The sequence below is a fragment of the Nocardioides sp. JQ2195 genome (assembly GCF_012272695.1).
Classification (GTDB): domain Bacteria; phylum Actinomycetota; class Actinomycetes; order Propionibacteriales; family Nocardioidaceae; genus Nocardioides.
In genome coordinates this window covers 3,862,503-3,888,674 of the sequence record NZ_CP050902.1, presented here as the reverse complement: position 1 = coordinate 3,888,674, position 26,172 = coordinate 3,862,503, and the positions used below count along the sequence as shown (strand labels likewise).

Below are 26,172 nucleotides of genomic sequence, written 5' to 3'. Positions count from 1 at the left end.
GTGTCCCGAGCATGGTCGGATCAATCCTCGGCAACCACGTCCGCCGGGTCGAGGACCCGGAACTCCTGGAGGGGCGCGGCACCTACGTCGACGACCTGAGGATCCCGGGCACCGCGCAGGCCGTCTTCGTGCGCAGCCCGTTCGCCCACGCCCGCATCGTCGACGTCGACACCACCGAGGCCGAGCGTGCTCCCGGTGTCCTCGCGGTGCACACGGTCGCCACGCTGGGCTCCGCGTGGGTGCCGCCGTTCGCAAAGGTCAACGACAGGGTCGGCCATCCGCCGCTGGCCGACGGAGTCGTGCGCTACGTCGGCGACCCGGTGGCGCTGGTGGTCGCCGAGACACGGGCGCAGGCGGTCGACGGCGCGGAGCTGGTCGACGTCGACTACGACGAGCTGCCCGCGGCCGTCGACATGGAGGCGGCGCTGGCACCCGAGGCGGCGCTCCAGTTTCCCGAGCTGGGCTCGAACATCGCCCAGTCCGTGCACGCGATCCACCCCGAGGACGCGGGCGACGTGCTCGCCGGGGCCGACGTCGTGGTGCGCGCCCGGATCGAGAACCAACGCATCGCCACCGCACCGATCGAGGGCAACGCGATCCTGGCCGACCCGCGGCAGGTCGACGGCGTCGAGCTGACGGCGTACGTCGCGACCCAGCACCCGCACCTGGCCCGCGACCTGCTGGTGGAGTTCACCGGCCTGGAGAAGGGCCAGGTCCGCGTCGTCACGCCGCACGTCGGGGGTGCCTTCGGCGGCAAGGCCGGGATCTCGTGGACCCACGCAGCCGTCGTCGCCGCCGCCCGGCAGCTCGGTCGCCCGGTCGCCTGGTCGGAGACCCGCAGCGAGGCGATGCAGTCGATGCAGGGCCGTGGCCAGGTGCAGTTCGCCGAGCTCGGCCTGACCCACGACGGTCGGATCGTCGGGCTGCGGGCCCGCAACATCGGCGACTGCGGGGCGTACGCCGGCTTCGGCGGCTCGCTGGTGATCGGCCCGACGCACATCATGGCGCAGGGGCCCTACGAGATCCCGAGGATCGACTACGCCGGCATCGCCGCGCTGACCAACACCGCGCCGATGGGCGCCTTCCGGGGAGCAGGCCGTCCTGAGGCGGCGGCGATGCTGGAGCGCCTGATGGACCTGGCCGCGCTCGAGCTCGACCTGTCGCCGGAGGAGGTTCGCCGCCGCAACCTGATCCCGAAGGACGCGTTCCCCTATGCGACGCGCACCGGCCTGACCTACGACAGCGGTGACTACGACCTGGCGCTGACCGAGGCGTTGCGGCTGGCCGACGTCGACGTGCTGCGCGCCGAGCAGCGTCGACGCCGGGCAGCCGATGAGACCAGGCTGCTCGGCATCGGGGTGTCGACCTACGTCGAGATCACCGGGTTCGGCGGCACCGAGCTCGGCAGCGTCCGCATCGAGCCCGACGGGTCCGTGGTCGTCATGTCGGGGACCTCGGCCCACGGGCAGGGCCACGCGACGTCGTTCGCGATGCTGGTGGCCGACCGGCTCGGGGTGCCGATCGAGTCGATCAGCTACGTCCAGTCCGACACGGCGGCCGTCGCCAGCGGCGGTGGCACCGGTGGCTCGCGGTCGTTGCAGCTCGGCGGCAGTGCCGTCTCGGCCGCGGCTCGCGCCGTCCGGGAGCAGGCGGTCGCGTTCGCGGCCGAGCTGCTCGAGGCCTCTCCCGATGACATCGAGGTGAGCGACGAGGGCCTGCGGGTCGCGGGCGTCCCCACCCCGACGTACACCTGGCGCGAGCTCGGGGCCGAGGCGGCCGAGCGCGGCGTCACCCTGCGCGCCGACCTGGACGTGCCGCAGCACGGCGCCACGTTCCCCTTCGGCGCCCACGTCTCGGTCGTGGAGGTCGACGCGGAGACCGGGCACGTCGTGCCGCTGCGGCACGTCGCCGTCGACGACTGCGGCCGGGTCCTCAACCCGACGATCGTCAGGGGCCAGCAGCACGGCGGCATCGCGCAGGGCATGTCGCAGGCGTTGTGGGAGCAGTTCGTCAACGACGAGCAGGGACAACCGATCACCTCGACCTTCGCCGACTACCAGATGCCGACGGCGGCCGACACGATCAGCTTCGAGGCCTCCAGCACGGAGACCACCACCGATCTCAACGAGCTCGGCGCCAAGGGCATCGGTGAGTCCGGCTCGCTCGGTTCCACCCCGGCCGTGCAGAGCGCGGTCATCGATGCGGTCAGCCACCTGGGGGTGCGCCACATCGACATCCCGTGCACCCCGGAGCGGGTGTGGCGCGCGATCGAGGCGGCCCGGTCGGGCAACCCGGCAGATCCCTGGCGCGAGCCGCCCGCGGCCTTCGGCTCGCTCGACGTCAGTCGCGGTCCGGCGGACGGTGGCGTCGAGGTCTGACCCCGAGCCCGCCGAGCACGCTGAGTCGGCACGTGTTGACGGTGATGGACGCTGAGTCGGCACGTGTTGACGGTGATGGACGCTGAGTCGGCACGTGTTGACGCGTTGTCGTGAGGCTTGCTGCCCCTAGGATCCTCGGAACACTGACGAATCGGGGGAACCTTGGACGACTCACGTGCACTCCGTTCGAGCAGCGCGGTCCAGCTGGCCAGGGTGCTGGCCTGGCTCTTCACCATCGGGGCTGCCGTGCAGTGCCTGTTGGAGTTGGTCGACAGTCGAACCGAGATCGTCATGCCGGTCAGCGAGTTCTGGCCCCGGCTCCCTCGCGGAACGGAGATCGACGGTGTCGAGGCCGAGGTCGTGGGCGGGGGCTTCAGCCAGGCGGAGGTCGTCCTGGAGGGACTCTCCGGCAAGGCACAAGCGCTGAATGCTCTGGGGATTCTCTTGTTCGGCGCGGTCTCCGTCGTGCTCGGCTTGTTGGCTGTGGCGCTGTGCACCCGGCTCCTGCGCGGACCGCGCCAGGACACGTCGCTGGTCCGGAACCTGCGCATCGGTGCCGGTTTCGTGTTGATCGCTGGCTTCGTCGCGCAGTACTTCCAGATCGTCGCCGGGCACCTGGCCTCGGCCCAGGCCCTGGACTACGAGGGTGCGTCGTGGTCGAGCGGCAGGGGTGGTGACTTCCGGGACCTGAACGACATCCTGGGTCTGCCGATGTCGGACACCGCCAGCATGACCATCGACATCTGGCCCCTGTTCCTGGCCTTGGGGCTGCTGGTGGTCGCCGCCTCGCTGCAGCCGCCAGCGCCTGACGAAGCTTGAGCTGCACGCCGAGTCGGCACGCGTTGACGCGATGGAGCGTCGAGTCGGCACCTGTTGACGCGACGGAGCGTCGAGTCGGCACGTGTTGACGCGATGGAGCGTCGAGTCGGCACCTGTTGACGCGAGCCGACCCGACGTCAGAGGTCGGCGACGGTGCGGGTGCCCTGAGCGATCGCGCGCTTGGCATCGAGCTCGGCGGCAACGTCGGCGCCACCGATCAGGTGCAGCCGAGGCACGTCAACACGCGCCGACTCGGCGCCCACCACCGTCAACACGCGCCGACTCGGCGCGGAAATCGGTGAACTCGTGCCGGGTCGGCGGGGTGTGCGGGCGGCCGACAACTCGTCGTACAGGCCCCGGACCGATTCCTGGCCGGCACACAGCACCACGTGGTCGACGTCGAGCACCTGCCGGGAGACCTTGCCGTCCTTGTCGGTGACGGTGATGTGCAGGCCGGCGTCGTCGACCTCGTCGTAGGAGACGCCCGGCACCAGGTGCACGCCGGAGTCCTTGAGCACGGCGCGGTGCGCCCAGCCCGAGGTCTTGGCCAGGCCCTTGCCGATCGGGGTGGTCTTGCGCTGCAGCAGCCACACCTCGCGCGGCGACGTGCGCGGCTTCTTCTCGGTCAGTCCGCCGCGGTGGATCGCCGGGTCCCCGACGCCCCAGTGCGCCATCCAGTCGTCCAGGTCTTCGATGCTGCCGTCGCTCGACTGATCACTGAGGAAGTGGCTGACGTCGACGCCGATGCCGCCGGCGCCGATCACGGCGACGCGGCGGCCGACCTCGACGGACCCGTCGAGCACCTCGTCGTAGCGGACCACCTTGGCGTGGTCGACGCCCGGGAACGACGGGATGCGCGGGGTGACACCGGTCGCCAGGACCACCTCGTCGAAGCCGGCCAGGTCCTCGGGCGTTGCCTCCGTCGAGAGGCGTACGTCGACTCCGAGGACCTCGAGGCGTCGGGTGTAGTGGCGCAGCGTCTCCTCGAAGTCCTCCTTGCCGGGCACCTGCATGGCCAGGCGGAACTGGCCGCCGAGCGAGGCCGACTTCTCGAACAGTGTCGTCGCGAAGCCACGCTCGGCCGCCGAGACTGCGGCGGACAGGCCGGCGGGTCCGGCACCGACCACGGCGACCTGCTTCGTCGTACGTGTGGGACCGAGGACCAGCGTGGTCTCGTGGCAGGCCCGCGGGTTGACCAGGCAGGAGGCCCGCTTGTTCGCGAAGGTGTGGTCGAGGCAGGCCTGGTTGCAGGCGATGCAGGTGTTGATCTCGTCGGCACGCCCCTCGGCGGCCTTGTTCACGAGCTCGGGGTCAGCCAGGAACGGGCGTGCCATCGAGACGAGGTCGGCACCGCCGCCGGCGATGATCTCCTCGCCCAGCTCGGGGCTGTTGATCCGGTTGGACGCGCAGACCGGCACGCCCACCTCCGGCCGCAGGCGGGCGGGGTATTCACGCCAGGCCCCTTGGGGCACCTGGGTGATGATCGTGGGCACGCGCGCCTCGTGCCACCCGATGCCGGTGTTGAACAGGTCGACGCCGGCGGCCTCGAGCGACTTGGCCAGCGTGACCGTCTCCTCCCAGGTCTGCCCGCCCTCGACCAGGTCGAGCAGGGAGATGCGGTAGCCGATCATGAAGTCGGGGCCGACCAGCTCGCGGGTGCGACGCACGACCTCGATCGGGAACCGCATCCGCTTCTCGGCCGAGCCGCCCCACGTGTCCGTGCGGTCGTTGGTCCGCGAGGCGAGGAACTGGTTGATCAAGTAGCCCTCGGAGCCCATGATCTCGACGCCGTCGTACCCAGCCTTCTGTGCGAGTCGGGCCGACCTGGCGAAGTCGGTGGCGGTGCGGTCGACGCCCCTGGTCGACAGTGCGGTCGGCTTGAACGGAGTGATCGGCGACTGCTTGTTGGACGCCGAGACGCTGTACGGCGTGTAGCCGTAGCGCCCTGCGTGCAGGATCTGCAGCGCGATCTTCCCGTCGTGCTCGTGCACGGCGTCGGTGGCCTGGCGGTGCCGCATCGCGTGCATCCGGGTCGACATCGTGGAGGCCAGCGGCTTCAGGTGGCCGCGAAGGTTGGGGGAGTAGCCGCCGGTGATGATCAGGCCGGCGCCGCCCTTGGCGCGCTCGGCGAAGAACGCCGCGAGCTTCGGCACGTTCCAGAAGGCGTCCTCGAGGCCGGTGTGCATCGAACCCATCACGACCCGGTTGCGCAGGGTGGTGGTGCCGATGGTGATCGGCTCGAGCAGGTGCGGGTAGTCGCTCATCGGGAGTCTCCCTTGTCGGTGGTCGAGGAGGTCGCGCAGCGACCGTCTCGAGACCAGGCATCGATGTATTCGGTCAGCCAGTCGATCCAGAACTGCTCGAGGCGCACGCCGCCGCGGAGCACGAGGTAGACGTCGAGCTCGTGGCCCTCGAGCGACGAGGGGTCGGGGTGGTCGCGGCTCTCCATGAACTCGTAGAGCGCGAGTCGTTGGACGTGGTCCTCGAGCTGAGCGCGGGCCTGGTCGAGCAGGGCCGCGCGATCGCCGTACGACGCACCGCGGAACTTCACCATCAGCGACGAGCGCAACGGGTCTGCGGCGGTGGGTTCGGCCAGCCACCGTTCGAGCTCGAGCCGGCCGGGCTCGGTGACCTCGTAGACCTTCTTGTCGGGGCGGCCCTGCTGGGCGACCACGGTGGAGGCGACCCAGCCGTCCTTCTCCATCCGTCCGAGCACCCTGTAGATCTGCTGGTGGCTGGCGGTCCAGAAGTGGCCGATCGACCTGTCGAAGCGGCGGGTCAGCTCGAGTCCCGAGGCCGCGCGCTCGCTCAGGGAGACGAGCAGGGCGTGTTCGAGGGCCATGCGGACATCCTGCGCCACCTATGCAACGAGTTGCAAGCCACGGTGACCGGGATCACCGAGCGACCGTGACAGTGGATCTGTCACAATCGCGGCATGACTATCGAGCTCGGTCAGGGAACCGGTCCGCTGCGTGGTGTGAAGGTCGTCGAGATCGCCGGCATCGGGCCCAGCCCGCATGCCTGCATGATCCTCGCCGACCTCGGCGCCGACGTGATCCGCATCGAGCGACCGGGTGGCCAGCTGCTGACCGGCGGGTCGCACGACCTCCTGAACCGCGGTCGGCCCAGCGTCGCGCTGAACCTGAAGGACCCGGCAGCCGTGGAGACCGTCCTGACGCTGGTCGAGGACGCCGACGTGCTGGTCGAGGGGATGCGCCCGGGTGTCACCGAGCGGATGGGCATCGGCCCCGACCAGTGCCTGGCCCGCAACCCGAGGCTGGTCTACGGCCGGATGACCGGCTGGGGCCAGACCGGTCCCTTCGCCCAGGTCGCCGGCCACGACATGAACTACATCGCGATCACCGGGACCCTGCACGGCCTCGGCCAGGACCCGGCTCGTCCGCACTTCCCGACGAACCTGGTCGGCGACTTCGGCGGCGGGTCGACCTACCTGGTGATGGGCATCCTGGCTGCACTGCTCGAGTCGCGCACCGGCGGTCAGGGTCAGGTCGTCGACGCGGCGATCGTCGACGGCACCGCCCACCTGAACGCGATGACCGCCGCCTTCCTCGCCGGTGGGAACTTCCAGGAGAAGCGCGCCGCCAACATGCTCGACGGCGGCATGCCGTTCTACGACATCTATGAGACCTCCGACGGCAAGCACATGTCGGTCGGTGCGCTCGAGCCGCAGTTCTACGACGTGTTCGTGGAGCTGCTCGAGATCAAGGACTCCGCGCCCGACCGCTTCGACTTCTCGAGGTCCGACGAGTTGCGGGCCGTGATCGCCGAGCGGTTCGCCACCCGCACCCAGGCCGAGTGGATCGAGGTCTTCGAGGGCACCGAGGCGTGCGTCGCCGGGATCATCCCGATGAGCGAGGCGATCGAGCACCCGCACATGAAGGCGCGGGGTGTCTTCGTCGAGCACGAGGGGCTCACCCAGCCGGCGCCCGCCCCGCGCTTCTCGCGCACGGAGGCCTCGCTCTCGCTGCCGCCCGCGGAGAAGGCCGGGGCCCAGACGCGTGAGGCCCTGACTGCGTGGGGCGTGGCCGATGTCGACGCCCTGCTCGAGAGCGGTGCCGCGGTCCAGGTCTGACGGCTCGTGCCTGGCGGGCCCGGGTGGGATGGGTCACGCCCTGCCGCTGGAGAGGGGTCCGTCGCCGAGCGACGGGGCGGGAAAAATATCCGTTCCGGGTTAGGTTGTGCCGCAGCCCTGCCCACGTCCACGACGGAGAGACCGCCCATGCCTGCCATCGACCGCGAGGCAATCCTGCCTGCAGCCATCGGCGCCGTTCCCAGTGGCGTGGCGCTGCTGGCCGGTCGTCCCCGCCTGGCCGCCGGGCTCCTCGCCCTTCCCGCGGGGCTGGTCGTCTTCTTCCGTGACCCCGAGCGCACGGCCGACCTCATCCCTCCCGACGAGGACACCGTGCTGGCGCCGGCCGACGGCAAGGTGATGTACGTCGGCCCCGGCCAGGAGGGCGTGGCCCCTCCCGCCGATCCGGTGCAGGGGGAGTGGCAGCAGGTCAGCATCTTCCTGTCGATCTTCGACGTGCACATCAACCGGGCGCCGTACGCCGGCACCGTCGAGTCGGTGACCTACCGCCCCGGGAAGTGGCACGCGGCCTACAAGTTCGAGAGTGCCTTCGAGAACGAGCGCAGCGACATCGTCGTCAACCGCGTCGTGCGCGGCGAGAAGCGCACCTACGTGTTCCGCCAGATCGTCGGTCTCGTGGCGCGCCGCGTCGTCACCCGGATCAAGGCCGGCGACGAGATCGCCAGTGGCCAGCGCATCGGGCTGATGAAGTTCGGCTCGCGCATGGACATCTTCCTTCCCCGCGAGGTCGAGCTGCACATCAACGAGGGTGACCGCACCGTGGCGGGTGAGACCGTGATCGGCCGCTGGCCGTCGAGCTCGATCGGCGCCTGATGGCCCGGGTCCACGTCCCGGTCCGCCGTCGGGTGCTGGCCCGGTGGCGTCTCGAGTCGCACTCCGGTGCGGACGTCGTCTCGCTGCGCCAGCTGAGTGCGCGTGAGCAGCTGCGGGTCACTGCCCCGAGCCTGTTCACCACGGCCAACCTGGCCTGTGGCTTCTCCTCGGCGCTGCTGGCCACGTCGGGCCACTTCCAGCTGGCCGCGATCCTGATCGCGGTGGCCATCGTGATGGACATCGCCGACGGTGCCGTGGCCCGGTTGGTCGGCGCCACCTCGCCGTTCGGCATCCAGCTCGACTCGCTCGCGGACCTGATCTCGTTCGGCGTGGCCCCGGCCGTGCTGGTCTACACCTGGGTGCTGCCCGAGTGGCCGGTGCCGGCCTGGATCGCCGCGTTCCTGTGGCTGGCGTGTGCCGCCTTCCGGTTGGCCCGCTTCAACTTCACCATCGACCCGACGGACGAGAAGCGCTACTTCATCGGACTGCCCTCGCCGGCTGCCGCGGCGGTCGTGATGGCCACCGTCTTCGCGCTCGACAACCCCGACGTCACGGGTCCCGACTTCCGGGTCGGTCCGGCGATGCTGCTGCCGGTGCTGATCAGCATCGTGCCCGCCTGGCTGATGGTCAGCACGATCCGGTTCCGTTCCTTCCGGGACCTGGTCACGCCGCGCACCACCCAGGCCCGGGTCACCACGGGTCTCGTGCTGCTGGCGGTGGCGGTCGGCCTGGCCCTGGTCCCGGCGTCCACCGCCCTGACCGTGGCCTACTGCTACGTGCTCACCGCACCGCTCGGGTTCCTCACCGCTCCCGCGCGGCGTCGCTGGCTGGGTCCGGAGTCGGTGGCCCCGCCGCGCAGGCGCCAGCAGTCGGTGTTCCTCCCGCTGGCCGGCGACGACGACAGCGCCCTCGCCGAGGCCTGACCCGCGCTGCTCGCCTGTGGTGCGGAGGCCGTCAGAACTCCCAGAGCCGCTGGGCGTAGGACTCGTCGAGGTCGGCCTGCACCTCATCGCCAGTGCGCTGCGGACCTGGATCCGCTCGCGCTCGACCGGACCGGGCTGCGCCATGTGGTCGGCGATGACCGCACCCATCCGGGGACGCTCGGTCGGGTCGGGCCACGAGTCAGGCTCCCAGAGCCCGGAGCGCTTGAACGCCTTCCCGCAGTGGGAGAACGCCGCATGGACGTCGAGCACGAGAGCGCCCCACGGGAGCCGGCCGTCGATCGCCGTGGCCGCGCGGACCTCGTCGTCCTGGGTCAGGTGGGCAGGCCCTTCGATGCGCAACGTCTCGATCACGCCCGGCACCATCACCAGCAGCGCGGCGTACGGGTTCTCGGCCAGGCTCTCGGCGCCGTCGAGGAGCCGGTTGCCGGGAAGCTCGCCGAGGGCCACCCGGGTTGGCGACAGCATCCGGATGAATCCGGGCGGCCCACCGCGCGGGCTGGCGTCGGTGTGGCCCCGGCCGTCGGCGGTGGCGACGACGGCGAAGGGTGACAACGCGAGGAACCGCTCGCAGTGCGCATCGAGCTCGCGGATCGACTTGTGGCTTGCCGCGTCCCCCGGCTGGCCGAGCTGCTCGCGGAGTGAGTCGCGGTCCAGGGTCATGGATCGAGACTAGCCGCGCAGGCAGCCCGGTCGACTCGTCCGGAAGGTCCGGGTCAGCTCCACGGAGCCGACCTTCACGCGGACGACCGCCTTGGGCCGGCCGTCGAACCTGGCGAGTGCCCCGGCCCTGCGCGTGACGCGGTACGGCGCCTGCTTGTCCGCCTTCATCGCGTGGCGTCCGACCTTGAACACCACGCGGTTGACCAGGTGCTGCCCGCGACGGACCCGGAGGGTGGCCTCGCCCGCCTTGCAGGTGGCCCTGAAGCCGACGGTGTTCATCGCGGACCTGGCCCGATCCAGCAGCTCGTCGGTCGTGGGTGCCTCCGGTGGCAGCGCGATCCCCGTCACGCCGGCGATCAGCTCGGCGGTGGCGCGCATGCCGGCAGCGGAGGGGTGCAGCATCGCCCCGTCGGTGCCGTCGCCGGTGTTGATGCCGCGGATCCACTGCTCGTCGAACGGGGCGCACACGGTGTGGTCGAGACGCCCCGGAATCTCGCGCTGGTCGGCGAACAGGACTCCCTCGGCGGCGGCGACCTCGCCGATCACGTCGGAGAGGTGGTCGATCAGGCCCTGCAGGTAGTCGGCCTCCTCGGCCGTCAACGGCAGGGTCCCCGGACAGCCGCCGGGCGGCAGGTAGGTGCCGTAGCCCACCATCACGATGGTCGCACCCGGTGCGGCCGCCTTGGCGTCCTCGACACCTTGGGACATGACGGCCCGGGTGGCCTCGACCTTCTGGTGGTTGGCGTCGTCGGGCGTGCCGGCGCAGTCGCCGAGGACGCACTGCGTGGCCAGGCCGACCAGCCCGACGTCGTTGCCGCCCAGGGTGCCGAAGGTGATCAGCGTCGTGTCGGGCGTGATCGCCTCGAGCTGGGGCGGTGCCTCGCCCTGCGGCTGCCACAGGTCGGTCAGCTTGGCACCGCTGCAGGTGGCGTCGACGAAGGTCGCTGCGTCGAGGCCGGTCGACAGGACGGACGCGAAGTTCTTCGTGCTGCGGGCGCAGGTGACGGGCCCCGTCGTCTGCATGGGGAGGATCTGCGGGCCGGCCGCGAACGAGTCGCCGAGGGCGACGTACTCGCCGGCGGGCGCTGGTGTCTCGTCGGCCACGGCCGACGGCATGGTGGCCAGCAACGGGCCGGCCAGCACGGTCAGCAGTGAGCCGGTCAGGGCGCGGCGAAGCATGGGCGCAGACGGCATGGAGCATCCCCTCAGGAGTGCGGGCGACCCTCCCGGCGCCCGCGATCCGCGCACGCTAACACGTGATCGGCATCACGGTCAGCGCATTGCGGGCGGACGGTGCGCCGCGCGCCTCATGCGAGGGCGACCGTCGCCTCGCGGACGAACTCGGGATCGGCCAGGCGGTCGCCGTAGAGCTCGCGCAGCCGGCCGACCCGGTAGCGCACGGTCTGCGGGTGCACGAAGAGCGCCGCGGCGATGTCGTCGCGACGGCCCTGGTGCAGCAGCCAGGCCAGCAACGTCTCGGTGAGCTTCTCGACGGTGGAGGGGCGCAACCCCTCCATCGGCGCCATCACCCTGGCGCGGAGCTCCTCGCGCGCGGTCGTGTCCGCGCTGAGCACCAGCGGCACGAGGTGGTCGTCGGTGTCGACCGAGGCGTCGCCGTCGACGAGCGCGAGGTCGAGCGCACGCAGGGCTCGTTCGTAGGACGAGCGGGCGGCGTCCCAGGGCCGGGTCGGGCCGATCGAGGCGCTCCGGTCCCGGAGGCGCTGGGCCACCTGTCCGCGGCCACCGCGGTCGAGGTCCGCGACGAGCAGGACCGCCATCGCGTCATGGCCCTCGAGCCCGGCCACGTCGCTGCCGGCACTGATCGACGTGGCGTCCACGATCTGTCGCAGGCTGCCGAGCACGGACTCCGGAGCGATCACCGCGGTCAGCGTGGTCGGCGGTGTCCAGCTCGCCCGGTCGGCCAGCTCCAGCAGGTGCTCGGTGCCCAGGCCGCGCAGGATGGCGGCGGCCAGGCGCTCCAGGTGTCGCTCGCGCACCCGCCCCGACGTGGCCAGCTCGTCGGCGTGCCCGGAGACGCTGACCGCCGACAGCTCGTCGATGTAGTCGAAGACCAGCTCCGCGAAGCGGGCCAGCTCGGCGGCAGGCAGCCCGGCCTCGACCGCGCTGCTGCTCAGGTCGTGCCACGCCGTGCGGGCTCCCACGCGGTACGCCGCCGCCAACGCGTCCATGCTGCGCCCGCTGCGCGCCTCGCCGCGGCCCAGGGAGTACGCCGCCTCGAAGACCGCCTGCACCCGACCGCTCGGGCTGTCACTCTCGGCGGCTGCGGTCATGTCGAGGAAGCCGCCGAGGGCCATCGCCACCGCGCTCTCGATGTTGCGGCCCATCCGGCCACGGAACGGCTCGGAATAGCTCGGCACCTCGCGGATCACCGACGTGACCACCCGCTCGGCGCAACCCGGCAGTTCCCGGCGCATCGCCGCGATCACCGGACCGGGCAGGGTCAGCGCATCGAGCCGGATTCCGCGAGGTTCGCTCATGACCGCTTCTTTCACTCTTGGTGAACAAAAGACTACTCCATATTCACGCAGGCAGGGTCATGAGTTGATCGCCTGGAGCGTTCATCATGGAGTCATGGCACTTCTAGAGGTACCCCACAGCGGTGGACGACTCCGAGACCGCTTGGTGCGTGCAGTCGAAGCCGCCACCACGCCGCTGCTGCCGGCCGACTACCTGGACCTGTTCGCCCCCTTGCGCAGTGGGGCGGACCTCCGGGGTCGCATCGTCTCCGTCCACGCCGAGACCGCCGACGCCGCCACGATCGTGATCCGTCCCGGTGCGGACTGGGCCGGTCACGTGCCCGGGCAGTACATCCGCGTCGGCATCGACGTCGACGGTGTGCGCCAGTGGCGTGCCTACTCGTTGACCCACGGCCCGCGGGCCGACGGCCACATCTCGATCACCGTCAAGGCGGTGCCGGACGGCAAGGTCAGCAACCACCTCGTGCACCACGCGGTGCCCGGCACCCTGGTGCACCTCGAGCAGGCCACCGGTGACTTCGTCCTCCCCGACGACCTGTCCTCGCGCAAGCTCCTCTTCGTCACCGCCGGCTCCGGCGTCACGCCGGTGATCGGCATGCTGCGCAACCTCTTCCCGGTCACCGACGAGGGCGTGCTGATGCGTGGTTTCGAGACGCCTCGTTCCTCGGCTCCTCAACCACCGACGGGGGGGACGCGTGGTTCTGCGGCTCCTCAACCACCGACGGACGAGACGCGTGGTTCCTCGGCTCCTCAACCACTGACGGACGAGACGCGTGGTTCCTCGGCTCCTCAACCACCGACGGAGGGGACGCGTGGTTCTGCGGCTCCTCAACCACCGACGGAGGGCACGGACATCACGGTCGTGCACGTGGCGCCCAGTGAGCCCGACTCGATCTTCATCCGCAACCTGCGCGAGCTCGACGAGGCCGGTGCGATCAACCTGGTCGCCCGCTACGACGACGAGCACGGTGTGCTCGACGTCTCGGACCTGGCCGGCCTGGTTCCCGACCTCGTGGAGCGGACGACGTACGCCTGTGGGCCGGGAGGCCTGCTCGACGCACTCGGCAAGCACCACGAGGAGCGGGGCCTGGAGCTGTTCACCGAGCAGTTCCGACCGGTCACCGTCGCGGCCGGTGAGGGCGGCACGGTCACCCTCGAGAAGTCGGGCGTGAGCGTGGAGCTCGACGGCTCGACGACGATCCTCGACGCGGCCGAGGAGGCCGGTGTCCTGATGCCGAGCGGCTGCCGGATGGGCATCTGCATGGGCTGCGTGCTGCCGATGCGCGAAGGCGCCGTGCGCGACCTGCGCAACGGCGAGATCACCACGGCCACCCCCGGTGAGACCAACGCCGGTGGGGTGTCGATCCAGACCTGCATCAGCGCGCCCGCCGGGCCGTGCCACATCGACCACTGATGTCGATGGTCTCGATGCGCCGGCTCATCCCTCGCCGGCACTCGACCACCGACACCCACTCGATCACCGAACCTCGACACACCGACTCGTTCCTCGTCGGCACTCGATCACCGAAAGGCATCTGATGACCACCATCACCCGCAAGCCCGAGAACCCCACCGCCCACCTGACGCCGGAGGACATCGAGCAGATCGGAATCGAGCTCGACGCCATCCGCCAGGACGTCATCGACTCGCGCGGTGCCAGCGATGCGGCGTACATCCGCAAGGTCGTCGACGTGCAGCGCAAGCTCGAGCTCGGCTCGCGTGCGGTGCTGCTGGCCAGTGTCTTCCCGCCAGCCTGGGTGGCCGGGACCCTCGGCCTGAGCGTCGCCAAGATCCTCGAGAACATGGAGATCGGGCACAACGTCATGCACGGCCAGTGGGACTGGATGCGTGACCCGAAGATCCACTCCACCACGTGGGAGTGGGACAACGCCTCGACCGCCGAGGGCTGGAAGCACTCGCACAACCAGGTGCACCACACCTACACGAACATCGTCGGCAAGGACAACGACCTCGGCTACGGCATCATGCGCGTCGACGAGGACCAGCGCTGGTCGCCGTTCCTGCTCGGCCAGCCGCTGTGGAACTTCGTCAACGCCTGCTTCTTCGAGTACGGCATCGCGGCCTACGACCTCGAGCTGGGCAAGAACCTGCGGATCCCGAAGCAGAAGCGGAGCGACGCGTTCAAGCGCAACGCGAAGAACACGCTGAACAAGATCCGCAAGCAGGCCACCAAGGACTACGTCGTCCACCCTGCGCTGTCGATCCCGACCGGCTCGTTCCTGCCGACCCTGGCCGCCAACTTCACCGCCAACCTGGTCCGCAACCTGTGGACCCACTCGGTGATCATGTGCGGTCACTTCCCCGAGGGCGTCGAGACGTTCGAGAAGAAGGCGATCCCCGCCAATGAGACCCGCGGTGAGTGGTACGTGCGCCAGATGCTCGGCTCGGCCAACATCTCCGGCTCCAGGGCGATGCACCTGATGACCGGCAACCTGAGCTTCCAGATCGAGCACCACCTCTTCCCGGACCTGCCCTCCAACCGGTACGCCGAGGTGGCACCGAAGGTGCAGGCGCTCTTCGAGAAGTACGACCTGAACTACCACTCGGCCTCGCTTCCGAAACAGGTCGCCAGCGCCTGGCACAAGATCGTGCGCCTCTCGCTGCCGAACGGCTGGCTGGCCGAGACCAACGTGAAGAACGCCCCCAAGCAGGTCGCGCTCCTCTACAAGCTCTCGACCGGTGGCCCCAAGGTCCGTCGGGCGTACGACGCGATGCAGCGCCGCGCTGAGAACCAGAAGCGCGAGACCGTCGCCGCCTGACGACCTCAGGTGGTCGGGTCGGTCGGGCCTACCGCAATTGAACAATATTCAGTAACCTCGACCATGTGACGGAACATGTCGACGTACTGATCATCGGAGCCGGCCTCTCGGGGATCGGTGCCGCGGCAACGCTCGCCTCGCGGCAGCCCGGCAAGAGCTACCTCGTGCTCGAGGGGCGTTCGGCCAGCGGTGGCACCTGGGACCTCTTCCGCTACCCGGGCGTGCGCTCCGACTCCGACATGTACACGCTCGGCTACCGGTTCAAGCCGTGGCTGGGCGACAAGGCACTGGCCGACGGTGCCTCGATCCTCGACTACGTGCGCGAGACCGCGGTCGAGCACGGCGTCGACGAGCACATCCGTCATGACCAGCACATCTCTGCCGTCGACTGGGACTCCGAGACCGCCACGTGGACGGTCACCGCCGAGAGCGGCGAGGTCTGGACGTGCTCGTTCCTGTGGTCGTGCACCGGCTACTACAACTACGACCAGGGCTTCACACCCCACTTCGAGGGCCGCGAGCGGTTCCGTGGCGAGATCGTGCACCCGCAGCACTGGCCCGAAGATCTCGAGTATGCCGGCAAGAAGGTGGTCGTGATCGGCTCGGGTGCGACGGCGGTGACCCTGGTGCCGGCCATGGCTGACGAAGCCGCCAAGGTCACGATGCTGCAGCGCTCGCCGACCTACATCCTGTCGCTGCCGGCCAAGGACCCGATCGCGCTCGGGGTGCGCAAGGTGCTGCCGCGCCAGGTGGCCTACAACGTGACCCGGTTCAAGAACATCGCCCAGGCCAGCGCGCTCTACAACGTGAGCCAGAAGCAGCCGAAGCTGGTGCGCAAGGCGATCCGCAGGATGACGATGAAGCAGCTGCCCGAGGACTATCCGGTCGACGTGCACTTCAAGCCGAAGTACGGCCCCTGGGACCAGCGCCTCTGCCTGGTGCCCAACGGTGACCTCTTCAAGGCGATCCGCTCCGGCAAGGCCGACGTGGTCACCGACACCATCGAGACGTTCACCGAGACCGGCATCAGGCTGGCGTCGGGTGACGAGCTCGAGGCCGACATCATCATCACCGCGACGGGGCTCAACCTGCAGCTCTTCGGGGGCATCGAGGTGACCATCGACGGTGAGAAGCTCGACGCGCCCAACACGATGGCCTACCGCGGGCTGATGCTCAGCGACCTGCCCAACTTCGCCTACACGATCGGCTACACCAACGCGTCGTGGACGCTGAAGGCCGACCTGGTGGCGGAGTTCGTGTGCCGGGTGCTCGAGCACATGGACGAGGTCGGGGCGCGCACCGTCGTGCCGGTGCGCCAGGAGGGTGTCGCCGAGGAACCGTTCATGGACTTCGAGGCCGGCTACGTGCTCCGCTCGCTCGACGATCTGCCGAAGCAGGGCGACGTCGAGCCGTGGAAGCTGAAGCAGAGCTGGTTCCACGACGTACGAGCCATCCGCAACAGCAGGATCGACGACGGCGTGCTCGAGTTCAGCTGAGCCCTGGTCGCGGCCCGGGCCCGGCCTTCCGGGGCGTGGGGGCGAACGTGTGACTGGTCACTGAATGCAACGAATGGGGTTGCTGTGCCCTACAGTTGTAGTCAGCAACCCGTTCAGTCTTGCCTCGGGTCGCCGGCGCGCAACTCGCGCAGTTGCCGATGCGCCGCCTTCGCAGATCCCGTTCTTCGGGTCCGCGATCGCATGGTTTCCTTCCCCGTCGACCGACGGGACGGCTTGGTGAGACACACCAACGGATTGCGACTTCTCTCTTGTCCACAGACACACTTGCGCCCACGTCCTTCGGCGCCCTCGGCACGCCCAAGAACCTCGTGGCCGTGCTCGACCAGCTCGGCATCACCACCCCCACCCCGATCCAGGCAGCGACCCTGCCCGACTCGTTGGCCGGCCGCGACGTGCTCGGCCGAGGCCGCACCGGCTCCGGCAAGACGTTCGCGTTCGCGCTGCCGCTGGTCGCGCGCCTCGAGCTGACCGGCCGCAAGCCGCGCAGCAAGGCGCCGCGTGCGCTGATCCTGGCCCCCACCCGTGAGCTCGTGGGCCAGATCCACGACGTCATCAAGCCGCTGGCCAAGGCCGCCGGCCTGACCACGCAGACCGTCTTCGGTGGCGTCGGCCAGAACCCGCAGGTCCAGGGCCTGCGCAACGGCGTCGACATCGTCCTGGCCTGCCCCGGCCGGCTCGAGGACCTGATCCAGCAGGGCCACTGCACCCTGGGCGACGTCGAGGTGACCGTGCTCGACGAGGCCGACCACATGGCCGACCTCGGCTTCCTGCCCGCCGTACGCCGCCTGCTGAAGGCGACGCCCACCGACGGACAGCGCCTGCTCTTCTCGGCCACGCTCGACAACGCGATCGACACGCTGGTCAAGCAGTTCCTGCACGACCAGGTGACCCACCAGGCCGACTCGGCGCAGTCGCCGGTCGCCAAGATGAGCCACCACGTGCTGCACCTCAACCGTGAGCACCGGGTGCCCGTGCTGGCCGACCTGGCCAGTGCCCCCGGCCGCACGGTGATCTTCACCCGCACCAAGCACGGTGCCAAGGCGTTGGCCCGCCAGCTGAACAAGAACGGCATCCCGACCGTCGACCTGCACGGCAACCTGTCGCAGAACGCGCGCACCCGCAACATGGACGCGTTCCACTCCGGCAAGGCCACCACGCTGGTCGCCACCGACGTCGCCGCTCGCGGCATCCACGTCGACGACGTCGCGCTGGTCGTCCACGCGGACCCGCCGGCCGAGCACAAGGCCTACCTGCACCGCTCGGGCCGCACGGCGCGAGCTGGTGCCGAGGGCACAGTGATCACGTTGATGACCGACGAGCAGGTGCGCGACGTCCGTGCGCTGACCCGCGCGGCCGGCATCAAGCCGACCACCACGCGCCTGAATGGTTCGGCCCACCCGATCCTCGTCGAGCTCGCTCCCGGCACGCGCTCCACGCCCGGTGGCCTGGTCATCGAGGCTCCGAAGCAGACCGGCGGTGGCGGCAAGTCCACCGGTGCCAACGCCCAGCGCAAGCGCGCCCGCAAGAGCGGCCAGACCAACGGCCAGTCACGTCGTGGCAACCCGACAGGTGGCGGCAACGGTGGCGGGGGCCAGCGCGCTGAGGGCGACAGGGCCGGTTCGCGCTCCGGTGGCTCGCGCAACGGCGGCGGCAACGGTGGCGGGAACCGCTCGCGCGGTGGCCAGGGTGGCGGCGCCAACCGCTCCCGTGGCGGCCAAGGTGCCGGTTCACACAGCGCCGCCTCGTTCAGCAGCGGTCGTCGCTGACCCTCGCTCCACTCCTCGACGACGTCCTGCGTCGCGGTTGCTCCGGCAGCCGTGACGCAGGACGTTGTGCGTCGTGGCCTGCGTGGCGGTCGTTCTGGCGGCCGCGTCACAGGACGTCGTGCTTCGGTCGGACCGCCGTCGCATGAGCCGGAACGGGATGGGTACTGGCATGGCCCACCGAGTGACGCGACGAGAGGAGCCAAGGATGAGCTTCGCGGACAAGGCCAAGAACACTGCTCAGGATGCCAAGGGCAAGGCGAAGGAAGCCACCGGCAAGGCGAGCGACGACGAGAGCCTCGAGGCCGAGGGCAAGGGCGACCAGGCCGAGGCCAGCTTCAAGAACGCGGGTGAGAAGGCCAAGGACGCCGTCGACGACGTCAAGGACGGTTTCAAGTCCTGACCCGCTGACTTCGTTCCACTCCTTGACGGCGTCCTGCGTCGCGGCTGTTCCAGCGGCCGCGACGCAGGACGTTGCGCGAGCACCGCTCGAAGCGGGGTCCCAGCCGGCTGACTCGGGGGGCGACGAGCCTCGGTGAGATGCTGGGAGCGTGACCACGCCCCTGGAGTTCTTCGACACCGATTCCCTGCTCTCCGATGAAGACAAGGCGATGCGCGACACCGTGCGCAAGTACGTCGAGTCGAAGGTCAAGCCGCAGCTGGCGGGGTGGTACGAGTCGGCGTCGATCCCGGCCCGTGAGCTGGCGCGTGAGCTGGGCGATCTCGGGGTGCTCGGCATGCACCTGGAGGGCTACGGGTGCGCGGGCACCAGCGCCACGGCATACGGCCTGGCCTGCATGGAGCTGGAGGCGGGCGACTCCGGGCTGCGGTCGCTGGTGTCGGTGCAGGGGTCGTTGGCGATGTTCGCGATCTGGAAGCACGGATCCGAGGAGCAGAAGCAGGAGTGGCTGCCGCGGATGGCGGCCGGTGAGGCGATCGGTTGCTTCGGGCTGACCGAGCCGGGCTTCGGCTCCAACCCGGGTGGGATGATCACCCGCGCCCGCCGTGACGGCACGGACTGGGTCATCAAGGGCAACAAGATGTGGATCACCAACGGCTCCGTGGCCGACGTGGCGGTGGTCTGGGCCCGTGTCGATGACGGGGCCGACGAGGGCGTGCGCGGCTTCGTGGTGCCGACCGATACTCCCGGTTTCGAGGCTCCGGAGATCAAGCAGAAGATGTCGCTGCGGGCGTCGGTCACCTCTGAGCTGGTGCTCGACGACGTGCGACTTCCGGCCGATGCAGTGCTGCCGAACGTGGTGGGACTCTCCGGCCCGCTGTCGTGCCTGAACGAGGCGCGCTTCGGGATCGTCTTCGGTGCACTGGGCGCGGCCCGCGACTGCCTGGAGACCGCGATCGCCTACGCCAAGGAACGTGACATCTTCGACAAGCCGTTGGCCGGTTTCCAATTGACGCAGGCGAAGCTCGCCGACATGACCCTCGAGCTGGGCAAGGGGATGCTGCTGGCCATCCACCTCGGCAAGCTCAAGGACGAGGGCAGGCTGGACCACCGCCAGGTGTCATTGGGCAAGCTGAACAACACCCGCGAGGCGATCGCGATCGCCCGCGAGTGCCGCACGATCCTCGGCGCCGCCGGGATTACGCTGGAATACCCCCTGATGCGGCACGCGAACAACCTCGAGTCGGTGCTGACCTATGAAGGCACCTCGGAGGTGCACCAGCTGATCATCGGACAGGCGGTGACTGGCGAGTCGGCCTACCGCTGAGGCCGCTCGCCGGAACTGTTTTCCGCAGTTGTCAGCATGCTGAGACCACGGGGTGGTTTCCGCGCTGCGTTGTCGGTGGTCAGGTGTTGGGTCGAGGACATGACGACAGCGATGGCAGGTCTCGACACCGGTGACACGCTCACCGTGGTCGATGCTGCCGTGGCTGCACGTCGCGGTGCCGAGGTGAGCGTGCTGCACAGCGCGGCCCACTGGGCGGACCTGCACGGCGACCACGAGGGCGTCACCCGTGGGCATGGTGCCACCGATGAGCCCGGTGCGCGGCGGGAGCACCCAGTGTTCCGGCGCTGGGGCGGTGAGGGCACTCCGGTGGTGGCACAGTTCGCCACGGCCGAGCTGGCGGTGTCCTTGGGGGTGCACCCGGAGTCGGCGCGCAGGCTGATTGCCGATGCCCTCGACCTGCGTCACCGGTTGAGCCCGTTGTGGCAGCTGACGTGCACCACCACCACGGTCGAGGTGTGGGTGCTGCGCCGCATCGCCGCGCTCACCCGTCACCTCACGCCCCAGTCGGCTCACCTGATCGCCACCGACCTGGTCGACCTGGTCGGGTCGCTGCCGACCGGGCGTCTGCTCGAGCGGCTCGAAGCGCTGGTGCTGCTCGCCGAGACCGCCGAGGCCGAAGCAGCCGATGCGGGGTCCGGCGCTGAGGGCTCCGGTGACGAGGGCTCCGGGGACGACGAGGGTGCCGGTGGTTCCGGGGGTGATGGTGACGGGGGTGGGTCCTTTTCCGGGGACGAGCGCGACGAGCCGGACCCGCGTTTCGTGACGTTCAATCCCTCCACGCGGCGCGGCTTCAAGGGCCTGTATGCCAAGCTCACCGCGGCCGAGGCCATCGTGGGTGATGCCCAGGTCCAGCGGCTGGCCGAGAAGTTGCTGGCCACCGACCTGGCTGCCGGTGTGCCCCGCCGAGACCTCGACTCCATCTCGGTGGCCCGGTCCCGGGCGTTGGGCCTGCTGATCGGCAGCCCGGAGTCCGCGCTGGCCATCCTGGCCGACTCGACCGAGCCGGTGCCGTCGCGTGCCAGGGCCACCACCATCGTCCACCTGCACCTGTCCGAGGATGCGGTGCAGGCGATGGCCCGGGCGAGCACGAGCGGCACCGTTGCTGGGGGTGTGGCCAAGGTCGAGGGCCACGGCCCGGTCACCCTGGCCGAGGCACTGGCGGTGCTGCGGCTGACCGAGGTGAGCATCCGACCGGTGCTCGACCCCTGGGCAACCCGACCGGTCGACTCCTACGCGTTCACCGGGGCCCTTCGTGAGGCCGTGCTGACCCGGTCGCCCGCCGATTGCTACCCGCACGCGGTCAACACCACCCACCACATGGACATCGACCACACCATCCCCTACGACCCGCACGGCCCGCCGGGTCAGACCCGGGTCGACAACGCCGGCCCGATGAGCCGACACCACCACCGCATCAAGACCGCCGGAGTCCTGGCCGTGCGACAACCCGTGCCCGACCTCTACGTCTGGCGCACCCGACATCACCGCTACCGACTGGTCGACCAGACCGGCACCCACCACCTGCCGCCGTGGCTCGGCGCACTGGTCTTCTCAGACCACCACGACGACCACGAGCTCGCCATCGACCTGCTCACCACCGGTGACGACCACGGCCTCGGAGCAGACCTCGGCCTTGTGCACCCCAACCAGCCACCGACCTCCTTCACACTCACAGCGTGATCCCGGCCGCCCGACACAGCGCGTGATCCCGGTCGCCTGACCCAGCGCCTGGCCTCAGCGTTGGGCGCGGAACGGGTGGGCCCGATAGACGCCGAGGATCCGGATCTCGGTGGTGAAGAACTCCAGCTCCTCCAGTGCCCGAGCCAGCGGGGCTTCGTCGGGGTGGCCCTCGACGTCGGCCAGGAACACGGTGGCGTTGAACTCACCGTCGACCATGTAGGACTCCAGCTTGGTCATGTTCACGCCGTTGGTCGCGAAGCCGCCGAGCGCCTTGTAGAGCGCGGCCGGCAGGTTGCGCACCCGGAACACGAACGTGGTCACGGTCAGCTCGTCGGAGACCGGTGGCACGACGTACTCCCGGGAGAGCACCACGAAACGCGTCGTGTTGTGCTCCTCGTCCTCGACGTCGGTCGCCAGGGTCTCGAGGCCGTAGATCTCGCCGGCGAGAGCGGTCGCCAGTGAGGCGCGGGTCGGGTCGCCGGATTCGGCGACCTCGCGGGCAGACCCGGCCGTGTCCCCAGCGGTCACCGGCTTCGCGTCGAGCTCGTGGATGATCCGGCGGCACTGGCCGAGCGCGTGGATGTGGCTGTGCACGGTCTTGATCGATTCGCGGGTGGCCCCCGGGACGGCGAGCAGCTGGAAGTGGATCGGCAGGAAGTACTCGCCCACGATGTGCAGGCCGGAGCCCGGCAACGCGTGGTGGATGTCGGCCACCCGGCCGTTGCTCGAGTTGTCGATCGGGATCATCGCCAGGTCGGCGTACCCGTCCTGAAGAGCTGCGAAGGCATCCTCGAACGAAGCGCAGGGGAGCGGCTCCCAGTCGGGGTGGACGTCGCGGCAGGCGATGTCGGAGTTGGCGCCGGGCTCGCCCTGGTAGGCGATCTTCTTCGCAGTCACCCGGGGCATTCTTCCAGCCCGCTTCGGTCCACGCCCGGAATGTTCACCCAGTGCACCTGCGGCTCCCTGCCGGTGCGGCGCCGCGTAATCTGACCCCGGAGTCCGGTTGCCCCGGCTCCCACCGTCGCGCAGAGAACGAGGAATCCACCAGATGAGCTTCGAGGCACCAGTCGTCACCACCGCCGGATCCACCGACCCGTCCGCACCGCTGGTGGTGCTGCTGCACGGTCGTGGCGCCGACGAGTCCTCGATCCTCGCGCTCTCCGAGCAGCTCCCCGAGGGCCCGGCGTACGCCGCGGTGCGGGCGCCGATCGCCGAGGGCGGCGGCTACGCGTGGTTCGAGAACCGCGGCATCGGCCGTCCTGTCGAGGAGTCGCTGAGCGAGGTCATCGCCTGGTTCCGCACGTGGCTCGACGAGGTCGCCCCCCAGGGACGCACCGTCATCCCGGTCGGCTTCAGCGGTGGCGCCGCGTTCGCCGGGGGTCTCGTGCTCAGCGACCCGAAGCGCTTCTCGGGCGTGGCGATCCTCAACGGCACCCTGCCCTTCGACGCCGGAGTCCCGGTCGACGTGGCCCGCCTCGCCGGGCTGCCCGTCTTCGTGGTCCAGGGCGAGCAGGACCACGTCATCCCGGCCGAGCTCATGGGCCGGACCTGGGACTACCTCACGGGTGACTCGGGCGCCTCCACCCTGGCGCGTCGCGACCCGGATGGTCACACCATCTCCCACGAGACCGCGAACGACCTCGCCGACTGGATCTCCCGTCGGTTGCACCACCTCGAGACCGTCGGAGCCGCCGCGGTCGGCGTGCCTGACACCGCCGCCTGGCCCACGATGCCCGACGGGCTGCCGGTCCGTCCGGGTGCGCGTCCGCTGGTGAGCTGGGCCTACCCCCAGCAGCAGTTCTCCGACCAGTCCTCCCACGAGCTCCAGACCGCGCTCTTCGAGCGGATCGAGCGCAGCGAGGGCGTCAGCGTGGGCGAGTCGCAGGTCGCCGTGCCCGGCTCCCGCGCGTTCTTCCTGGCGGGTGCGGCGGGCCCGGCCGAGGCATTCGTGGTCGAGGACGACAAGGAGTTCGCCCACCTGCACCCGCTTTACGACACGTCGCTGCACCTCACCCTGCCCACGGACCTCGCGGCCGACGCGATCGCCAAGGGCTGGGCGCAGCCCCACATGCACGCCGGCACCCGCAAGTCCCCGGGCTTCGTGCTGGTCTATGCCCCCCGCACCGAGGCCGAGGTCGAGACCGTCGCCGGCATCGTCGAGGCCTCGCGGCTCTACGCGCTCGGCTGAGCCGGCCTCGGGCCGCGATTCCGAGACTTACGCGCGATTCACTGTCATGTGGTGACAGTGAATCGCGCGCAAAGGGCGCGGGCCTCGGTGTGGTCTCGGCCGACGGGGTGGTTTCGAGACGGCTCGTTCCTCGCCTCCTCAACCACCGGGGGCTAGGTGCCTTCGTCGCCGGCCCGGCGGGCGATCTCCTCGCGCATGTTCTCGTTGACCGCGCGTTCGTACGACGACACGAGGGCCGCGATCGACAGTGGCTTGAGCAGCTCGACGGCCTCGGTGAGGTCCTCGTCGCTGGCGCCGGACTGGCGCAGGGCGGGCCAGATCTTCTTGCGGAACAGGTCGAGCATGTCGCTGGCCATCGCGTGCGCGTGCTCGTCGTAGAGATCCTTGGCTGCCTCGGCGGACTCGTGCGGATAGCCGAACCGGACCAGCCGCAGGCCGGCATCGAGGTGGGCCACCGCCACGTCGTACGCGCCGTCCGGGCCAGGGGTGATCGCGCCGAGGACGGCCAGGGTCTGCAGCTCTTCCTCGGTGAGCTCGCGTGAGGCACGCTCGTTGAGCTGCGCGAGGGTCATCCGCTCGGGGTGCTCGGCCATCCACGGAGCCAGCAGGGCGCGGTGCAGGCTGATCTTCCCGGCTGGTGCCTCGTCCGGGATGCTGGCGACGTAGCGCTCGATCGCAGCCAGGGTGAAGCCGTGGGCCTGCAGCTCGGAGACCAGCTCCAGACGGGCAGCGTGGTCGTTCGTGTAGTAGCCGGAGCGGCCGCGACGAATGGGGGACGGCACCAGGCCTCGGGTGGTGTAGAAGCGCACGTTGCGGACGCTCATCCCGACGCGCTCGCACAGCTCGTCGAGGGTCATCAGCCCCGACAGGGAATCGACTGATTCCTGCATTCGTCACCGTCCTCCGGAAGGTATGAGTCGAATCACATGGTGGTCCGTCTTGACCACCATGACAGTAATGGTGTCACAATCAAGGTGTCGACCCACGCACCCGCCACGGGTCGGCGACCACGCAGAACTTACCCAGACACGAGACTTACGTAGAACAAGGGACGGTCATGGCTGAAGCATTCGTGTACGACCACATTCGTACGCCGCGCGGCAAGGGCAAGGCGAACGGCTCACTGCACGAGGTGAAGCCGGTCGACCTGGCTTCCGGGCTGATCGAGGAGATCCAGAGCCGGAACCCCAACCTCGACCCGAACCGCATCGACGACGTCGTGCTCGGCGTGGTCTCGCCGATCGGTGACCAGGGTGGCGACATCGCCAAGACGGCCGCGCTCAAGGCCGGTCTGCCCGACACGGTTGCCGGCGTCCAGCTCAACCGCTTCTGCGCCTCCGGCCTGGAGGCCGTCAACCAGGCCGCCTCCCGCGTGCGTGGCGGCTTCGAGGAGCTCATCCTCGCCGGCGGGGTGGAGTCGATGAGCCGTGTCCCGATGGGCTCCGACGGTGGCGCCTGGGCCATGGACCCGGCCACCGCACTGGCCACGGGCTTCGTGCCGCAGGGCATCGGCGCCGACCTGATCGCCACCATCGAGGGCTGGAGCCGCGAGGACGTCGACGCCTTCGCCGCCGAGTCGCAGGCACGTGCCGCCAAGGCCCAGGCCAACGGCTACTTCGACAACGCGATCATCCCCGTCAAGGACATCAACGGCCTGACCATCCTCGAGAAGGACGAGTTCATCCGTCCCGGCACCACGGTCGAGAGCCTCTCGGGACTCAAGCCGAGCTTCGCCTCGATCGGCGCCGACGCCGGCTTCGACGACGTGGCGCTGGAGAAGTACCACTGGATCGAGAAGATCAACCACGTGCACCACGCCGGCAACAGCTCCGGCATCGTCGACGGCGCCGCCCTCGTTGCCATCGGCAGCGAGCAGGTCGGCACCGACCTCGGTCTCGAGCCACGGGCGCGCATCGTCTCCGCCGCCGTCTCCGGCGCCGACCCGACGATCATGCTCACCGGCCCCGCCCCGGCCGCTCGCAAGGCCCTCGCCAAGGCGGGCCTCGAGGCCAAGGACATCGACCTCTTCGAGATCAACGAGGCGTTCGCCGCAGTCGCCATGCGCTTCATGCGTGACATGGGCATCAGCCACGACATCACCAACGTCAACGGTGGCGCGATCGCGATGGGTCACCCGCTCGGCGCCACCGGCGCGATGATCCTCGGCACGCTGATCGACGAGCTCGAGCGCCGCGACCAGAAGCGCGGCCTCGCCACGCTCTGCGTCGGCGGCGGCATGGGCATCGCCACGATCATCGAACTCGTCTGACCGC

General features: G+C 69.8%; 21 protein-coding genes. 15 read left to right on the top strand and 6 right to left on the bottom strand.

The genetic code is table 11. From position 1 onward, the window contains the following. Positions 1-11 precede the first annotated feature (11 nt). Both ncot_RS18470 and ncot_RS18465 read left to right on the top strand, forming a co-directional pair. Entirely contained in the window at positions 12-2,378 is a 2,367-nt protein-coding gene (locus tag ncot_RS18470; RefSeq protein WP_168618920.1) for a xanthine dehydrogenase family protein molybdopterin-binding subunit, read from the top strand. 162 nt (positions 2,379-2,540) lie between these two features. Beyond that, positions 2,541-3,197, top strand: coding sequence for a hypothetical protein (locus tag ncot_RS18465; protein WP_168618919.1), 657 nt, complete (start codon positions 2,541-2,543; stop codon positions 3,195-3,197). 137 nt (positions 3,198-3,334) lie between these two features. Here ncot_RS18465 and ncot_RS18460 read toward each other — a convergent pair whose 3' ends face one another. After that, on the bottom strand, positions 3,335-5,461 hold the full coding sequence (locus ncot_RS18460; RefSeq protein ID WP_168618918.1) for an NADPH-dependent 2,4-dienoyl-CoA reductase: 2,127 nt from the start codon (positions 5,459-5,461) through the stop codon (positions 3,335-3,337). Next, a complete protein-coding gene (locus ncot_RS18455; RefSeq protein WP_168618917.1) occupies positions 5,458-6,039 on the bottom strand; it encodes a PadR family transcriptional regulator in 582 nt (193 codons plus the stop codon). The genes ncot_RS18460 and ncot_RS18455 overlap by 4 nt, the downstream gene beginning before the upstream one ends. 93 nt (positions 6,040-6,132) lie before the next feature. On the opposite strand from ncot_RS18455, the gene ncot_RS18450 reads away from it, so the two are divergent. The 4 genes from ncot_RS18450 (at position 6,133) to ncot_RS19770 (ending at position 9,614) form a co-directional block, all read left to right on the top strand. Further along, positions 6,133-7,290 (top strand): CaiB/BaiF CoA-transferase family protein, encoded by a 1,158-nt coding sequence (locus ncot_RS18450; protein WP_168618916.1) that lies wholly within the window; start codon positions 6,133-6,135, stop codon positions 7,288-7,290. A 147-nt stretch (positions 7,291-7,437) separates the two neighbouring features. Beyond that, on the top strand, positions 7,438-8,121 hold the full coding sequence (locus ncot_RS18445; RefSeq protein WP_168618915.1) for a phosphatidylserine decarboxylase: 684 nt from the start codon (positions 7,438-7,440) through the stop codon (positions 8,119-8,121). Further along, entirely contained in the window at positions 8,121-9,044 is a 924-nt protein-coding gene (gene pssA, locus ncot_RS18440) for a CDP-diacylglycerol--serine O-phosphatidyltransferase (RefSeq protein ID WP_168618914.1), read from the top strand. The genes ncot_RS18445 and pssA overlap by 1 nt, the downstream gene beginning before the upstream one ends. Positions 9,045-9,299: 255 nt before the next feature. Then, positions 9,300-9,614 carry a hypothetical protein gene (locus ncot_RS19770; RefSeq protein ID WP_240937973.1) on the top strand — a complete coding sequence of 105 codons (315 nt, stop codon included), beginning with the start codon at positions 9,300-9,302 and terminating at the stop codon, positions 9,612-9,614. A 120-nt stretch (positions 9,615-9,734) separates the two neighbouring features. On the opposite strand, the gene ncot_RS18430 is transcribed toward ncot_RS19770, so the two are convergent. Beyond that, a complete protein-coding gene (locus ncot_RS18430) occupies positions 9,735-10,919 on the bottom strand; it encodes an SGNH/GDSL hydrolase family protein (protein WP_168618913.1) in 1,185 nt (394 codons plus the stop codon). Positions 10,920-11,032: 113 nt separating this feature from the next. Continuing rightward, positions 11,033-12,223 (bottom strand): helix-turn-helix domain-containing protein, encoded by a 1,191-nt coding sequence (locus ncot_RS18425; protein ID WP_168618912.1) that lies wholly within the window; start codon positions 12,221-12,223, stop codon positions 11,033-11,035. Between the two features lie 145 nt (positions 12,224-12,368). Here ncot_RS18425 and ncot_RS19765 point away from each other — a divergent pair, with 145 nt between their 5' ends. The 7 genes from ncot_RS19765 (at position 12,369) to ncot_RS18390 (ending at position 21,711) form a co-directional block, all read left to right on the top strand. Further along, positions 12,369-13,637 carry a ferredoxin reductase gene (locus ncot_RS19765; protein ID WP_240937972.1) on the top strand — a complete coding sequence of 423 codons (1,269 nt, stop codon included), beginning with the start codon at positions 12,369-12,371 and terminating at the stop codon, positions 13,635-13,637. A 124-nt stretch (positions 13,638-13,761) separates the two neighbouring features. Beyond that, positions 13,762-15,003: an acyl-CoA desaturase gene (locus tag ncot_RS18415; RefSeq protein WP_168618911.1), complete on the top strand. Its 1,242-nt coding sequence runs from the start codon at positions 13,762-13,764 to the stop codon at positions 15,001-15,003. Between the two features lie 65 nt (positions 15,004-15,068). Next, the gene (locus ncot_RS18410) at positions 15,069-16,499 is read left to right on the top strand and encodes an NAD(P)/FAD-dependent oxidoreductase (RefSeq protein ID WP_168618910.1); all 1,431 of its coding nucleotides are present in this window, start codon (positions 15,069-15,071) and stop codon (positions 16,497-16,499) included. A 269-nt stretch (positions 16,500-16,768) separates the two neighbouring features. Continuing rightward, complete coding sequence (locus ncot_RS18405) at positions 16,769-18,286, top strand: DEAD/DEAH box helicase (protein WP_240937971.1); 1,518 nt, start codon at positions 16,769-16,771, stop codon at positions 18,284-18,286. 205 nt (positions 18,287-18,491) lie between these two features. Further along, the gene (locus ncot_RS18400; RefSeq protein WP_168618908.1) at positions 18,492-18,686 is read left to right on the top strand and encodes a CsbD family protein; all 195 of its coding nucleotides are present in this window, start codon (positions 18,492-18,494) and stop codon (positions 18,684-18,686) included. 148 nt (positions 18,687-18,834) lie between these two features. Further along, positions 18,835-20,010, top strand: coding sequence for an acyl-CoA dehydrogenase family protein (locus ncot_RS18395; protein ID WP_168618907.1), 1,176 nt, complete (start codon positions 18,835-18,837; stop codon positions 20,008-20,010). 99 nt (positions 20,011-20,109) lie between these two features. Then, positions 20,110-21,711, top strand: a complete 1,602-nt coding sequence (locus ncot_RS18390; RefSeq protein ID WP_168618906.1) for a DUF222 domain-containing protein — start codon at positions 20,110-20,112, stop codon at positions 21,709-21,711. 54 nt (positions 21,712-21,765) lie between these two features. Here ncot_RS18390 and ncot_RS18385 read toward each other — a convergent pair whose 3' ends face one another. Continuing rightward, on the bottom strand, positions 21,766-22,608 hold the full coding sequence (locus ncot_RS18385) for a prephenate dehydratase (protein WP_240937970.1): 843 nt from the start codon (positions 22,606-22,608) through the stop codon (positions 21,766-21,768). Between the two features lie 151 nt (positions 22,609-22,759). Here ncot_RS18385 and ncot_RS18380 point away from each other — a divergent pair, with 151 nt between their 5' ends. Continuing rightward, positions 22,760-23,899 carry a luciferase family protein gene (locus tag ncot_RS18380; protein WP_168618904.1) on the top strand — a complete coding sequence of 380 codons (1,140 nt, stop codon included), beginning with the start codon at positions 22,760-22,762 and terminating at the stop codon, positions 23,897-23,899. A 152-nt stretch (positions 23,900-24,051) separates the two neighbouring features. Here the strand turns inward: ncot_RS18380 and ncot_RS18375 are convergent, their stop codons facing one another. Next, positions 24,052-24,789, bottom strand: a complete 738-nt coding sequence (locus ncot_RS18375) for a MerR family transcriptional regulator (protein WP_168618903.1) — start codon at positions 24,787-24,789, stop codon at positions 24,052-24,054. 167 nt (positions 24,790-24,956) lie between these two features. Between ncot_RS18375 and ncot_RS18370 the strand changes: the two genes are divergently transcribed. Then, positions 24,957-26,168 carry an acetyl-CoA C-acetyltransferase gene (locus tag ncot_RS18370; protein WP_168618902.1) on the top strand — a complete coding sequence of 404 codons (1,212 nt, stop codon included), beginning with the start codon at positions 24,957-24,959 and terminating at the stop codon, positions 26,166-26,168. Positions 26,169-26,172: the final 4 nt, after the last annotated feature.